General features: G+C 69.4%; 13 protein-coding genes. 12 read left to right on the top strand and 1 reads right to left on the bottom strand.

All coding sequences use genetic code 11. The annotated features are described in order from the left end of the window. Positions 1-440: 440 nt before the first annotated feature. Positions 441-941 (bottom strand): transcriptional regulator BldD, encoded by a 501-nt coding sequence (gene bldD / locus ACIBB8_RS32725; protein WP_014044812.1) that lies wholly within the window; start codon positions 939-941, stop codon positions 441-443. A gap of 196 nt (positions 942-1,137) precedes the next feature. On the opposite strand from bldD, the gene pyrR reads away from it, so the two are divergent. The 12 genes from pyrR (at position 1,138) to coaBC (ending at position 14,072) form a co-directional block, all read left to right on the top strand. Further along, positions 1,138-1,722, top strand: coding sequence for a bifunctional pyr operon transcriptional regulator/uracil phosphoribosyltransferase PyrR (gene pyrR, locus ACIBB8_RS32720; RefSeq protein ID WP_358860743.1), 585 nt, complete (start codon positions 1,138-1,140; stop codon positions 1,720-1,722). A gap of 81 nt (positions 1,723-1,803) precedes the next feature. Next, positions 1,804-2,805, top strand: coding sequence for an aspartate carbamoyltransferase catalytic subunit (locus ACIBB8_RS32715; protein WP_366132983.1), 1,002 nt, complete (start codon positions 1,804-1,806; stop codon positions 2,803-2,805). 2 nt (positions 2,806-2,807) lie between these two features. Then, the gene (locus tag ACIBB8_RS32710; RefSeq protein ID WP_358860741.1) at positions 2,808-4,121 is read left to right on the top strand and encodes a dihydroorotase; all 1,314 of its coding nucleotides are present in this window, start codon (positions 2,808-2,810) and stop codon (positions 4,119-4,121) included. Beyond that, a complete protein-coding gene (locus ACIBB8_RS32705) occupies positions 4,118-4,696 on the top strand; it encodes a hypothetical protein (protein WP_398958342.1) in 579 nt (192 codons plus the stop codon). The genes ACIBB8_RS32710 and ACIBB8_RS32705 overlap by 4 nt, the downstream gene beginning before the upstream one ends. Beyond that, a complete protein-coding gene (carA, locus tag ACIBB8_RS32700) occupies positions 4,693-5,835 on the top strand; it encodes a glutamine-hydrolyzing carbamoyl-phosphate synthase small subunit (protein WP_358860739.1) in 1,143 nt (380 codons plus the stop codon). The genes ACIBB8_RS32705 and carA overlap by 4 nt, the downstream gene beginning before the upstream one ends. Next, the gene (gene carB / locus ACIBB8_RS32695) at positions 5,828-9,136 is read left to right on the top strand and encodes a carbamoyl-phosphate synthase large subunit (RefSeq protein WP_398958339.1); all 3,309 of its coding nucleotides are present in this window, start codon (positions 5,828-5,830) and stop codon (positions 9,134-9,136) included. Before carA ends, carB begins: the two co-directional genes overlap by 8 nt. Before the next feature lie 52 nt (positions 9,137-9,188). Further along, positions 9,189-10,298, top strand: coding sequence for a quinone-dependent dihydroorotate dehydrogenase (locus ACIBB8_RS32690; protein ID WP_398958337.1), 1,110 nt, complete (start codon positions 9,189-9,191; stop codon positions 10,296-10,298). Continuing rightward, on the top strand, positions 10,295-11,134 hold the full coding sequence (pyrF, locus tag ACIBB8_RS32685; RefSeq protein ID WP_398958335.1) for an orotidine-5'-phosphate decarboxylase: 840 nt from the start codon (positions 10,295-10,297) through the stop codon (positions 11,132-11,134). The genes ACIBB8_RS32690 and pyrF overlap by 4 nt, the downstream gene beginning before the upstream one ends. Before the next feature lie 244 nt (positions 11,135-11,378). Beyond that, complete coding sequence (locus ACIBB8_RS32680) at positions 11,379-11,702, top strand: integration host factor (protein WP_014157387.1); 324 nt, start codon at positions 11,379-11,381, stop codon at positions 11,700-11,702. A gap of 38 nt (positions 11,703-11,740) precedes the next feature. After that, positions 11,741-12,358, top strand: a complete 618-nt coding sequence (gmk, locus tag ACIBB8_RS32675; protein WP_398958332.1) for a guanylate kinase — start codon at positions 11,741-11,743, stop codon at positions 12,356-12,358. Positions 12,359-12,441: 83 nt separating this feature from the next. Continuing rightward, complete coding sequence (gene rpoZ, locus ACIBB8_RS32670) at positions 12,442-12,714, top strand: DNA-directed RNA polymerase subunit omega (protein ID WP_003970369.1); 273 nt, start codon at positions 12,442-12,444, stop codon at positions 12,712-12,714. 146 nt (positions 12,715-12,860) lie between these two features. Then, a complete protein-coding gene (gene coaBC, locus ACIBB8_RS32665) occupies positions 12,861-14,072 on the top strand; it encodes a bifunctional phosphopantothenoylcysteine decarboxylase/phosphopantothenate--cysteine ligase CoaBC (protein WP_398958329.1) in 1,212 nt (403 codons plus the stop codon). Positions 14,073-14,177 lie beyond the last annotated feature (105 nt).

Genomic DNA, 14,177 nt, shown 5'->3' with positions numbered 1-14,177 from the left:
CGCCAGTCCCGAGGAGACGCCCCGGAAGGGCCCCACCCACCCCACCACCGGACAACGCGGCGGCACCCCCGTTGCCGGGCAGCGCATCCCAAGCCTGTCCGGCGATTGAGGACGGAACCTCCCGCCCCGGACCCGGGGTGGGGTGGACGCGGGCCCGCCCCGTTGCTGGGCAGCACACTCAAGCCTGTCCGGCGCTTGAGGACGGAACCGGTCACCCTGGACCCGGGGTGGGGTGGACGAGGGCCCGCCCCGTTGCTGGGCAGCACACTCAAGCCTGTCCGGCGCTTGAGGGCGGAACCCCGCACCCCGGACCGGCGCGCATCACGCCGGACGGGCCTCGCCCGGGACCGGGGCAGAAAAAACGCCGGGTTGCCGGGCCCGAAAAGGCACCCGGCAACCCGGCGGTACGTTTCTGCTGGCCGGGGCTCTAGCCCCGGACGTCAGCCTTCCTCGTGGGCAACCGCGCGACGCGCGTCCGCGTCCAGCACGCCCCAGCTGATCAGCTGTTCCGTGAGCACGGACGGCGACTGGTCGTAGATCACGGCCAGCGTGCGCAGGTCGTCCTGGCGGATCGAGAGCACCTTGCCGTTGTAGTCACCGCGCTGGCTCTGGATCGTCGCGGCGTAGCGCTGCAGCGGTCCGGCCTTCTCCGGCGGGACGTGGGCGAGGCGCTCCAGGTCCAGGACAAGCTTCGGCGGCGGCTCTGCGGCCCCGCCCGGCGTCGTACCGGGCAGAAGCTCCTGCACCGGAACCCCGTAGAAGTCCGCCAGCTCAGCGAGGCGCTGCACGGTCACGGCGCGGTCGCCGCGCTCGTACGAGCCGACCACGACGGCCTTCCAGCGGCCCTGGGACTTCTCCTCCACGCCATGGAGGGAGAGGCCCTGCTGGGTGCGGATGGCACGGAGCTTGGCCCCGAGCTGTTTTGCGTATTCGCTGGACATAAGGCTCCCCGGACGAAGTCTGGTAACTCACTGTGAGGTTACGCAGCGTTACTTGGATGCGTCAAGCCGAATGGTCCGGACCGGCACCTCCCGGGGGTGCGACCAGGGGCGAGTTCAAGCCCTGGTAACGTTGATGACGCAATTTCGACGTCCTTTAAGGTCCGTCCAGTGAGGCGGAGAAGGAGGTCCGTTTCTTATGGACGCACAGCACGAAGCCACCGGCAATGCGGCACGCCCCGTTCTGGAGGCTCCCGACGTCGCCCGAGTACTGACCCGCATCGCCCACGAAATCGTCGAACGCGCCAAGGGCGCCGACGACGTGGTCCTGCTCGGCATCCCGACCCGAGGTGTCTTTCTGGCCCGTCGGCTCGCCGACAAGCTCCAGGAGATCACCGGCCGGAAGATGCCGGTCGGCTCCCTCGACATCACCATGTACCGCGACGACCTGCGGCTGCGCCCGGCGCGCGCCCTGGCCCGTACCGAGATCCCCGGCGAGGGCATCGAGGGCTGTTTGGTCGTCCTGGTGGACGATGTTCTCTTCTCCGGCCGCACGATCCGCGCCGCGCTCGACGCGCTCGGCGACATCGGCCGGCCCCGCGCGGTGCAACTTGCGGTCCTTGTCGACCGCGGCCACCGCGAGCTCCCGATCCGTGCCGACTACGTCGGCAAGAACCTCCCCACGTCACTGCGGGAGACGGTCAAGGTCCAGCTCGCCGAGGAGGACGGCCGTGACGCCGTACTGCTCGGCGTCCAGCAGACCGCCCCGGCAGGCGAGCAGTAGCTGCACACATCCGTACGACGCACCGGTCGTACGACGGCTTCTGCACGCCCGCACGCCTGAACTCTCCAGGAGAACACCCAGATGAAGCGTCACCTCATCTCGGCCGCCGACCTCACCCGCGACGACGCCGTCCTGATCCTCGACACCGCCGAGGAGATGGCCCGGGTAGCGGACCGGCCGATCAAGAAACTCCCGACCCTGCGCGGCCGTACCGTCGTCAACCTCTTCTTCGAGGACTCGACGCGTACCCGAATCTCCTTCGAGGCCGCTGCCAAGCGCCTCTCCGCCGATGTCATCAACTTCTCCGCGAAGGGCTCGTCGGTCTCCAAGGGCGAGTCGCTCAAGGACACCGCACTGACCCTGGAGGCGATGGGCGCCGATGCCGTCGTCATCCGGCACGGTGCCTCCGGCGCCCCGTACCGCCTCGCGACGTCCGGCTGGATCGACGGCGCCGTCGTCAACGCCGGTGACGGCACCCATGAGCACCCCACCCAGGCGTTGCTCGACGCGTTCACCATGCGTCGCCGGCTGGTGGGCGCCGACGCCGGCCTGGGCCGGGACCTGGACGGACGGCGGATCACCATCGTCGGCGACGTCCTGCACAGCCGGGTCGCCCGCTCCAATGTCCACCTGCTGCACACGCTCGGCGCCCATGTCACCCTGGTGGCCCCGCCGACCCTCGTGCCGGTGGGTGTGGAGCAGTGGCCCTGCGAGGTCAGCTACAGCCTCGACGAGGTGCTGCCGAAGTCCGACGCGGTGATGATGCTGCGTGTGCAGCGGGAACGGATGAACGCCGCGTACTTCCCGACCGAGCGCGAGTACTCCCGCCGCTACGGCCTGGACGGCGAGCGCATGGCCAAGATGCCGGAGCACGCCATCGTCATGCACCCCGGCCCGATGGTCCGCGGCATGGAGATCACCGCCGAGGTCGCCGACTCCGACCGCTGCACGGCCGTCGAGCAGGTCGCCAACGGTGTTTCCATCCGGATGGCGGTGCTCTATCTGCTGCTGGGTGGGTCCGAGCCCGCCACCACCCTTGACCGAAACGCTGCGCGCCCCGCTGATTCCGAGGAGAACAAGTAATCATGAGCAAGATCCTTATCCGCGGCGCGAAGGTCCTCGGCGGCGAGCCCCAGGACGTCCTGATCGACGGCGAGACCATTGCCGCCACCGCCCGGCAGGGCGAAATCGACTGGAGCGGTGCCGGTATCGACGCTGGCGACGCGACCGTCGTCGAAGCCGAGGGGCAGATTCTGCTGCCCGGGCTGGTCGACCTGCACACCCATCTGCGTGAGCCCGGGCGCGAGGACTCCGAGACCGTTCTCACCGGCACCAAGGCGGCTGCGGTCGGTGGCTTCACCGCCGTGCACGCCATGGCCAACACCTTCCCGGTCGCCGACACCGCCGGTGTCGTCGAGCAGGTCTGGCGGCTCGGCAAGGAGTCCGGCTACTGCGACGTGCAGCCGATCGGCGCCGTCACCGTCGGGCTGGAGGGCAAGCAGCTCGCAGAACTCGGCGCCATGCACGATTCGGCCGCTGGAGTGAAAGTCTTCTCCGACGACGGCAAGTGTGTCGACGACGCGGTGATCATGCGGCGCGCGCTGGAGTACGTGAAGGCGTTCGACGGTGTCGTCGCCCAGCACGCCCAGGAGCCCCGCCTGACCGAGGGCGCCCAGATGAACGAAGGCATCGTCTCGGCCGAGCTCGGTCTCGGCGGATGGCCGGCCGTCGCCGAGGAGTCGATCATCGCCCGCGATGTTCTCCTCGCCGCCCACGTCGGCTCCCGGGTGCACATCTGCCACCTGTCGACCGCCGGCTCGGTGGAGATCGTCCGCTGGGCCAAGTCCAAGGGGTGGAACGTGACCGCCGAGGTCACCCCGCACCACCTGCTCCTCACCGACGAGCTCGTACGGTCGTACAACCCGGTCTACAAGGTGAACCCGCCGCTGCGCACCGAGGCCGACGTGCTGGCCCTGCGCGAGGCACTCGCCGACGGCACGATCGACTGTGTCGCCACCGACCATGCCCCGCACCCGCACGAGGACAAGGACTGCGAGTGGGCCGCGGCCGCCATGGGCATGGTGGGTCTGGAGACCGCGCTCTCCGTCGTCCAGCAGACCATGGTCGAGACGGGGCTCCTCGACTGGGCGGGCGTCGCCGACCGGATGTCGTTCCGCCCGGCCGCCATCGGCCGGCTCGACGGACACGGCCGCCCCGTCTCGGCCGGTGAGCCTGCCAACCTCACGCTGGTCGATCCGGCATACCGTGGAGTCGTGGACCCCGCGGGCTTCGCCTCCCGCAGCCGCAACACCCCGTACGAGGGGCGCGAGCTGCCGGGTCGCGTCACCCATACGTTCCTGCGGGGCCGTGCCACGGTCGTCGACGGGAAGCTCGCGTGACATCACTGACCCCCCTGTACCAGCTGGCCGCCGAGCAGAAGTCGGCGGACGTGACCGATTGGCCCGCCCGCATCAGCTGGGTGATCGGACTGATCGTCTTCATCGCCTTCATCTACTGGCTGATGCGCCAGGGATGGAAGTGGCGGGGGAGCCTGCAGTCCGATCTGCCGGAACTGCCCGCCACGCCGGAGGGGTACGCCGACGGCGAGCCGCTGCTGACGATGACCGGCCGCTACCACGCCTCGACGACCGCCGGGCAGTGGCTCGACCGGATCGTCGCCCACGGCCTCGGCACCCGCAGCCGCGTGGAGCTCACGCTGACCGAGCAGGGACTCGAGGTCGTACGCCCCGGAGCAGCCGACTTCTTCGTCCCGGCCGCGCAGCTGCGTGACGCCCGGCTCGACAAGGGCATCGCGGGCAAGGTCCTCCCCGAGGGCGGCCTGCTGATCATCACCTGGGCGCTCGGCGACAAGCTGATCGACTCCGGCTTCCGCTCCGACCGCTCGGCCGAACACCCGGCCTGGGTCGACGCCATTCACCACCTCACCAGCACTACGGAAGGCACCGCACGATGACCATCTCCACCCGGGGAGCCGCCAAAGCTCCCGCCGTACTCGTCCTGGAGGACGGCCGCGCCTTCCGCGGCCGCGCCTACGGGGCCGTGGGGGAGACCTTCGGCGAGGCGGTGTTCTCCACCGGCATGACCGGCTACCAGGAGACCCTGACCGACCCCTCGTACCACCGCCAGGTCGTCGTGATGACCGCTCCGCACGTCGGCAACACCGGCGTGAACGACGAGGACCCCGAGTCCCAGCAGATCTGGGTCTCCGGCTACGTGGTACGCGACCCCGCACGGGTGCCGTCCAACTGGCGCTCGCAGCGCTCGCTCGACGAGGAGCTGGAGCGCCAGGGCGTCGTCGGCATCAGCGGCATCGACACCCGCGCCCTCACCCGCCACCTGCGCGAGCGCGGCGCCATGCGCGTCGGCATCTTCTCCGGCGACGCGGTCGCCGACGAGGCCACGCTGCTGGCCCGGGTGCTGGAAGCCCCCGAGATGGTGGGCGCCGACCTCTCCGCAGAGGTCGCGACCAAGGAGACGTACGTCGTCCCCGCGATCGGCACCAAGAAGTTCACCGTCGCCGCGATCGACCTCGGCATCAAGGGCATGACCCCGCACCGGATGGCCGAGCGCGGCATCGAGGTGCACGTCCTGCCCGCCACCGCCACCCTCGACGAGGTGTACGCGGTCCAGCCCGACGGAGTCTTCTTCTCCAACGGCCCCGGCGACCCGGCCACCGCCGACCATCCGGTCTCCGTCATGCAGGGCGTCCTGGAGCGGAAGACGCCGCTCTTCGGCATCTGCTTCGGCAACCAGATCCTGGGCCGCGCGCTCGGCTTCGGCACGTACAAGCTCAAGTACGGCCACCGCGGCATCAACCAGCCGGTGCAGGACCGCACGACCGGCAAGGTCGAGGTCACCGCGCACAACCACGGCTTCGCCGTCGACGCCCCGCTGGACAAGGTGTCGGACACGAAGTTCGGCCGCGCCGAGGTCTCCCACGTCTGCCTGAACGACCAGGTCGTCGAGGGGCTGCAACTCCTCGACCAGCCTGCCTTCAGCGTCCAGTACCACCCCGAAGCAGCCGCGGGCCCGCACGACGCCGCGTACCTCTTCGACCGATTCGTATCCCTGATGGAGGGCCAGCGTGCCTAAGCGCTCCGATATCCAGTCCGTCCTGGTCATCGGCTCCGGCCCGATCGTCATCGGCCAGGCCGCCGAGTTCGACTACTCCGGCACCCAGGCCTGCCGCGTCCTCAAGGCCGAGGGCCTGCGCGTCATCCTGGTGAACTCCAACCCGGCGACGATCATGACCGACCCGGAGATCGCCGACGCCACGTACGTCGAGCCGATCACCCCCGAGTTCGTCGAGAAGATCATCGCCAAGGAGCGCCCCGACGCGCTGCTCCCGACGCTGGGCGGCCAGACCGCGCTCAACACCGCGATCTCCATGCACGAGAACGGTGTCCTGGAGAAGTACGGCGTCGAGCTCATCGGCGCCAATGTCGAGGCCATCAACAAGGGCGAGGACCGCGACCTCTTCAAGGGCGTCGTCGAGGCCGTCAATGCGAAGATCGGCCACGGCGAGTCCGCCCGCTCGGTCATCTGCCACACGATGGACGACGTGCTCCAGGGCGTCGACACGCTCGGCGGCTACCCCGTCGTCGTCCGCCCCTCCTTCACGATGGGCGGCGCCGGCTCCGGCTTCGCGCACGACGAGGAGGAGCTGCGCCGCATCGCCGGTCAGGGCCTCACGCTCTCCCCGACCACCGAGGTGCTCCTGGAGGAGTCCATCCTCGGCTGGAAGGAGTACGAGCTGGAGCTGATGCGCGACAAGCACGACAACGTCGTGGTCGTCTGCTCCATCGAGAACTTCGACCCGATGGGCGTCCACACGGGTGACTCGATCACCGTCGCCCCGGCGATGACGCTCACCGACCGCGAGTACCAGCGGCTGCGTGACATCGGCATCGCGATCATCCGCGAGGTCGGAGTCGACACCGGCGGCTGCAACATCCAGTTCGCCATCGACCCGACCGACGGCCGGGTCATCGTGATCGAGATGAACCCGCGGGTCTCCCGCTCCTCGGCGCTGGCGTCGAAGGCCACCGGCTTCCCGATCGCCAAGATCGCCGCCAAGCTGGCCGTCGGCTACACGCTCGACGAGATCCCCAACGACATCACCGAGAAGACCCCGGCCTCCTTCGAGCCGACGCTCGACTACGTCGTCGTCAAGGCCCCGCGGTTCGCCTTCGAGAAGTTCCCGTCCGCCGACTCGACCCTCACCACCACCATGAAGTCGGTGGGCGAGGCCATGGCGATCGGCCGCAACTTCACCGAGGCGCTCCAGAAGGCGCTGCGCTCCCTGGAGAAGAAGGGCTCGCAGTTCGCCTTCACCGGTGAGCCCGGCGACAAGGCCGAGCTGCTGGCCGAGGCGGTCCGTCCGACCGACGGCCGGATCAACACGGTCATGCAGGCGATCCGGGCCGGCGCCACCCAGGAAGAACTCTTCGACGCCACGAAGATCGACCCCTGGTTCGTCGACCAGCTCTTCCTGATCAAGGAGATCGCCGACGAGCTGGCCGCCGCCGACAAGCTCGGTCCCGAGCTGCTCGCCGAGGCCAAGCGGCACGGATTCTCCGATGTCCAGATCGCCGAGATCCGCGGTCTGCGTGAGGACGTCGTCCGTGAGGTGCGGCACGCCCTCGGCATCCGCCCGGTGTACAAGACGGTCGACACCTGCGCCGCCGAATTCGCCGCGAACACGCCGTACTTCTACTCCTCGTACGACGAGGAGAGCGAGGTCGCGACCCGCACCAAGCCCGCGGTGATCATCCTCGGCTCCGGCCCCAACCGCATCGGTCAGGGCATCGAGTTCGACTACTCCTGCGTCCACGCCTCCTTCGCGCTGAGCGACGCGGGCTACGAGACCGTGATGGTCAACTGCAACCCGGAGACCGTCTCCACCGACTACGACACCTCCGACCGCCTGTACTTCGAGCCGCTGACGCTCGAGGACGTGCTGGAGATCGTGCACGCCGAGTCCCTCGCGGGCCCGATCGCCGGTGTCATCGTCCAGCTCGGCGGCCAGACCCCGCTGGGTCTGTCGCAGGCACTCAAGGACAACGGGGTGCCGGTCGTCGGCACCTCCCCGGAGGCGATCCACGCAGCCGAGGACCGCGGCGCGTTCGGCCGTGTCCTGGCCGAGGCCGGACTCCCGGCCCCGAAGCACGGCACCGCCACCACGTTCGCCGAGGCCAAGTCCATCGCCGACGAGATCGGTTACCCCGTCCTCGTGCGCCCGTCGTACGTGCTCGGCGGCCGTGGCATGGAGATCGTGTACGACGAGACGCGGCTCTCCTCGTACATCGCCGAGTCCACGGAGATCAGCCCCACCCGGCCGGTTCTGGTCGACCGCTTCCTCGACGACGCCATCGAGATCGACGTCGACGCGCTCTACGACGGCACCGAGCTCTACCTCGGCGGCGTCATGGAGCACATCGAGGAGGCCGGCATCCACTCCGGCGACTCCGCCTGTGCGCTGCCCCCGATCACCCTCGGCGGTTACGACATCAAGCGGCTGCGCGCCTCCACCGAGGGCATCGCCAAGGGCGTCGGCGTGCGTGGGCTGATCAACATTCAGTTCGCGCTCTCCGGCGACATCCTGTACGTCCTGGAGGCCAACCCGCGCGCCTCCCGTACCGTCCCCTTCACGTCGAAGGCGACCGCGGTGCCGCTCGCCAAGGCCGCCGCCCGCATCTCGCTGGGCGCGACCGTCGCCGAGCTCCGCGAGGAGGGCCTGCTGCCGAGGAACGGCGACGGCGGCACCCTGCCGCTCGACGCGCCGATCTCCGTCAAGGAGGCCGTCATGCCGTGGTCGCGGTTCCGCGACATCCACGGCCGCGGCGTCGACACGGTCCTCGGCCCGGAGATGCGTTCCACCGGTGAGGTCATGGGCATCGACTCGGTCTTCGGCACGGCGTACGCCAAGTCGCAGGCCGGCGCGTACGGCCCGCTGCCCACCAAGGGCCGTGCCTTCATCTCCGTCGCCAACCGTGACAAGCGCTCGATGATCTTCCCGGCCCGCGAGCTGGTCGCCCACGGCTTCGAGCTGATGGCCACCTCCGGCACCGCCGAGGTCCTCAAGCGCAACGGCATCAACGCCACCGTCGTGCGGAAGCAGTCCGAGGGCGAGGGCCCGAACGGCGAGAAGACCATTGTTCAGCTCATCCACGACGGCGAGGTCGACCTGATCGTCAACACGCCGTACGGGACGGGCGGCCGCCTCGACGGCTACGAGATCCGTACTGCGGCCGTGGCCCGCGCGGTGCCGTGCCTGACCACGGTCCAGGCGCTCGCCGCCGCCGTCCAGGGCATCGACGCGCTCACCCACGGAGACGTCGGCGTACGTTCCCTCCAGGAACACGCGGAACATCTGACCGCAGCCCGCGACTAGCCCAGCAGGGGGACACCGGAAACGGTGTCCCCCTCTCTGTGAGGACACTCCCATGTACCCGTTCTTCTTCCGGCTGGTCTTCAAGCGGATGGACCCGGAGCAGGCCCACTACCTGGCCTTCCGGTGGATCCGCCTCGCGGCCCGCATTCCCGTCCTGCGCACCTTCGTCGCCGCGGTGCTCGCCCCCCGCCACAAGGAGCTGCGCACCGAGGCCCTCGGTCTGCGCATGCACGGCCCGTTCGGCCTCGCCGCGGGCTTCGACAAGAACGCCGTCGCGATCGACGGCATGTCGATGCTCGGCTTCGATCACATCGAGATCGGTACGGTCACCGGCGAGCCGCAGCCCGGCAACCCCAGGAAGCGCCTCTTCCGCCTCGTGGCGGACCGCGCGCTGATCAACCGCATGGGGTTCAACAACGAGGGCTCCGCGGCCGTGGCCGAGCGCCTGGCCGCCCGTAACCCCGTCTTCCGGACGACGGTCGGCGTCAACATCGGCAAGACCAAGGTCGTGCCGGAGGCCGAGGCCGTCGGCGACTACGTGAAGTCCACCGAGCGGCTTGCCCGCCACGCCGACTACCTGGTCGTCAACGTCTCCTCGCCCAACACGCCCGGTCTGCGCAACCTCCAGGCCACCGAGGCGCTGCGCCCGCTGCTCACCGCCGTGCGCGAGGCGGCCGACCGGACCGTCACCGAGCGCCGGGTCCCGCTCCTCGTCAAGATCGCCCCCGACCTCGCCGACGAGGACGTCGACGCGGTCGCAGACCTCGCGGTCGAGCTCGGCCTGGACGGCATCATCGCCACCAACACCACCATCGCCCGCGACGGTCTCGGGCTGAAGTCCTCGCCGTCGCTCGTCAAGGAGGCCGGCGGACTCTCCGGAGCGCCCCTCAAGGCGCGCTCCCTGGAGGTCCTGCGGCGCCTCTACACGCGGGTCGGCGACGAGATCACCCTGGTGGGCGTCGGTGGCATCGAGACCGCCGAGGACGCCTGGCAGCGCATCCTCGCCGGCGCCACCCTCGTCCAGGGTTACAGCGCCTTCATCTACGAGGGCCCGTTCTACGCCCGCGCGATCCACAAGGGCCTGGCCGCACGCCTCGCGGCTTCCCCGTACGCCACCCTCGCCGAGGCCGTCGGCGCCGAGACCCGGAAGGCCACGAAGTGACTCTCGAACCCTTCGGCGCACGACTGCGCCGCGCCATGGACATCCGCGGGCCGCTCTGCGTCGGCATCGACCCGCACGCCTCGCTGCTCACCTCTTGGGGTCTGAACGACGACATCGCGGGCCTGGAGCGCTTCACCCGCACCGTCGTCGAGGCGCTGGCCGACCGGGTGGCCGTCCTCAAGCCGCAGTCCGCGTTCTTCGAGCGGTTCGGCTCGCGCGGCATCGCCGTCCTGGAGAAGGGCGTCGAGGAGGCACGGGCGGCCGGCGCGCTCGTCCTGATGGACGCCAAGCGCGGCGACATCGGCTCCACCATGGGCGCCTATGCGGCGGCCTACCTGGACAAGGACTCGCCGCTGTTCTCCGACGCGCTCACCGTCTCGCCGTACCTCGGCTTCGGCTCGCTGCGCCCGGCGCTCGACGCGGCCGTTCTCTCCGGTGCGGGCGTCTTCGTCCTCGGACTCACCTCCAACCCCGAGGGCGCCGAGGTGCAGCGCGCCACCGCCGCGGACGGCCGGTCGCTGGCCCAGGTGATGCTCGACCACGTGGCCGCCGAGAACGAGGGTGCCGAGCCGCTCGGCTCGGTCGGCGTCGTGATCGGCGCCACGCTCGGCGACGCGGGCGTGGATCTGGCGGTCAACGGACCGCTGCTGGCCCCCGGGATCGGCGCCCAGGGTGCCACCCCCGCCGATCTGCCGGGTGTCTTCGGTGCCGCGGTGGGCAACGTGCTGCCGAGCGTGAGCCGGGGCGTGCTGCGCCACGGACCGGACGCGTCCGGGCTGCGCGAAGCCGCCGAACGGCTCACGGACGAGGTCCGTGCAGCCGTTCAGGGAATCTGACCATGCCATGTAACAGCGTGTTGACGGAATCATGACCTGAAAACTCGGTTGTTATGTCTGAAATGTCCTGATCGGCTGAGGCTGACCAGGACTTTTCGTCTGTTCTCGCTGACTCCGGCGGCCTTGGCCGCTAGTCTCCGACGAGAGCCAACGTGCACAGGTTGTTCGTTGCTCACCAGGTGTGGGGCGACTAGGTTCCTCACTGGTCCGTATCCGACAGATCGACATCCGAGGTGACGTAGGCGTGGCTCTTCCGCCCCTTACCCCTGAACAGCGCGCAGCCGCGCTCGAAAAGGCCGCCGCGGCTCGCCGGGAGCGGGCCGAGGTCAAGAATCGACTCAAGCACTCCGGCGCCTCGCTCCACGAGGTCATCAAGCAGGGCCAGGAGAACGACGTCATCGGCAAGATGAAGGTCTCCGCCCTTCTGGAGTCCCTGCCCGGCGTCGGCAAGGTCCGCGCCAAGCAGATCATGGAGCGGCTCGGGATCTCCGAGAGCCGCCGTGTGCGGGGTCTCGGCTCCAACCAGATCGCTTCCCTGGAGCGAGAGTTCGGCGGCTCCGCCGCCTGACGTTCTCAGGCACCCCTGAGAACGGGGATAATCGCTCCATGGCTGCAACATCCCGGGGGACGTCCCCCGTACCCCCGGACGCACGTCCGCGGCTGACCGTGCTCTCCGGCCCCTCCGGTGTCGGCAAGAGCACGGTCGTCGCTCACATGCGCAAGGCGCACCCCGATGTCTGGCTCTCGGTGTCGGCGACGACCCGCAAGCCGCGCCCAGGGGAGCGCAACGGTGTCCACTACTTCTTCGTGGACAACGACGAGTTCGACAAGCTGATCGCCAACGGCGAACTGCTGGAGTGGGCCGAATTCGCCGGCAACCGGTACGGCACACCGCGCCGCGCCGTGGTCGAACGCCTCGACGCGGGCGAGCCGGTTCTCCTGGAGATCGATCTCCAGGGTGCCCGGCTGGTCCGCCAGTCAATGTCCGACGCGCAGCTGGTCTTCCTCGCCCCGCCGAGCTGGGACGAGCTGGTGCGCCGGCTCACCGGCCGCGGGACCGAGGCGCCCGAGGTGATCGAGCGGCGGCTTGCCGCCGCCAAGGTCGAGCTCGCCGCCGAATCGGAGTTCGATACGACGCTGGTCAACACCTCCGTCGAGGACGTATCACGTGAGCTGCTAGCCTTGATGCTTCAGGCTTCCGCCCGCCGTGACAGCAGCGCCTGAACCAGCCGAACCGGAGCACCACCCCGGCGGAATCCGCAGTATCAAAGATTTCTTTGATCTTTACCCCCTTCGGAAGGCAGAGAGTGTCCTCTTCCATCACCACGCCCGAGGGCATCATCAACCCGCCGATTGATGAGCTCCTCGAGGCCACCGACTCGAAGTACAGCCTTGTGATCTACGCTGCCAAGCGCGCGCGTCAGATCAACGCGTACTACTCGCAGCTCGGCGAAGGCCTCCTCGAGTACGTCGGTCCGCTCGTCGACACCCACGTGCACGAGAAGCCGCTCTCGATCGCGCTCCGCGAGATCAACGCAGGCCTGCTGACCTCCGAGGCCATCGAGGGCCCCGCTCAGTAAGCAGGACAAGGCACCTTCACCACAGGCCCGGCGGCCACCATCGCCGGGCCTGTGGTGTGTCCGGGGGCGTGGCGGTGCCTTCGGTGCCGTGAGGCAGCATGGGGGTTGTACGTGTCCGAGTACGTACCCGAGTGCGGGGAGACGCAGTGGAGAAGCCGAAGGTCGTTCTGGGGGTCAGCGGGGGCATCGCCGCCTACAAGGCGTGCGAGCTGCTGCGACGGCTGACCGAGTCCGGTCATGACGTACGGGTCGTCCCGACCGGATCCGCGCTCCAGTTCGTGGGCGCCGCCACCTGGTCGGCGCTCTCCGGCCACCCGGTGGCGACCGAGGTGTGGAACGACGTCCACGAGGTGCCGCACGTCCGTATCGGGCAGGGCGCCGACCTCGTCGTGGTCGCCCCCGCCACCGCCGACATGCTTGCCAAGGCCGCCCACGGTCTCGCCGACGACCTGCTCACCAACACGCTCCTCACCGCTCGCTGTCCGGTGGTCTTCGCGCCCGCCATGCACACCGAGATGTGGGAGCACCCGGCCACTCAGGAGAACGTCGCCACGCTGCGCCGGCGTGGAGCCGTCGTCATCGAGCCCGCCGTCGGCCGGCTCACCGGCGTCGACACCGGCAAGGGCCGGCTGCCCGATCCCGCTGAGATCTTCGAGGTCTGCCGCTGGGTGCTGGCCCGCGGGCCCGTCGCGCCGGACCTGGTGGGCCGCCATGTGGTGATCAGCGCGGGCGGTACCCGGGAGCCGCTCGACCCGGTCCGCTACCTCGGCAACCGCTCTTCCGGGAAGCAGGGGTACGCGCTGGCCCGTACCGCGGTTGCCCGCGGGGCCAGGGTCACGCTCATCGAGGCCAACACCGGACTGCCCGATCCGTCGGGCGCCGACGTCGTACGGGTCGGCACCGCGGTGCAGCTGCGAGAAGCGGTGCTGAAGGCCGCGTCCGACGCCGATGCCGTGGTGATGGCGGCCGCGGTCGCCGATTTCCGCCCGGCCGAGTACGCCGAGGGAAAGATCAAGAAGAAGGACGGCCAGGAACCCGCGCCGATCGCGCTCGTCCGCAATCCGGACATCCTCGCCGAGGTCTCCGCCGAGCGGGCAACGCCGTACCAGATCGTCGTCGGGTTCGCCGCCGAGACCGACAACGTGCTCGCCAACGGCCGCGAGAAGCTCCTGCGCAAGGGCTGCGACCTGCTCGTCGTCAATGAGGTGGGGGAGCGCAAGACCTTCGGCTCCGAGGAGAACGAGGCGGTGGTCCTGGCGGCCGACGGCGGCGAGATCCAGGTGCCGTACGGTCCCAAGGAGGGGCTCGCCGACATGGTCTGGGATCTCGTGTCGGCACGCTTCTCGTCCCAGGCGTGATTAAGCTCTCAGACTGGTGAAAAACCATCCGTATCCGGGCGTCAGTGGCTTCTCCGGAGGGTGATTCTCGTACCGTGGACATCAGTGCCACGGGTCACAGAACTC

The sequence above is a fragment of the Streptomyces sp. NPDC051286 genome, from assembly GCF_044455345.1.
Taxonomy (GTDB): Bacteria; Actinomycetota; Actinomycetes; order Streptomycetales; family Streptomycetaceae; genus Streptomyces.
The sequence above is the reverse complement of the archived record's forward strand: the minus strand, read 5'-3'. Positions and strand labels throughout refer to the sequence as shown.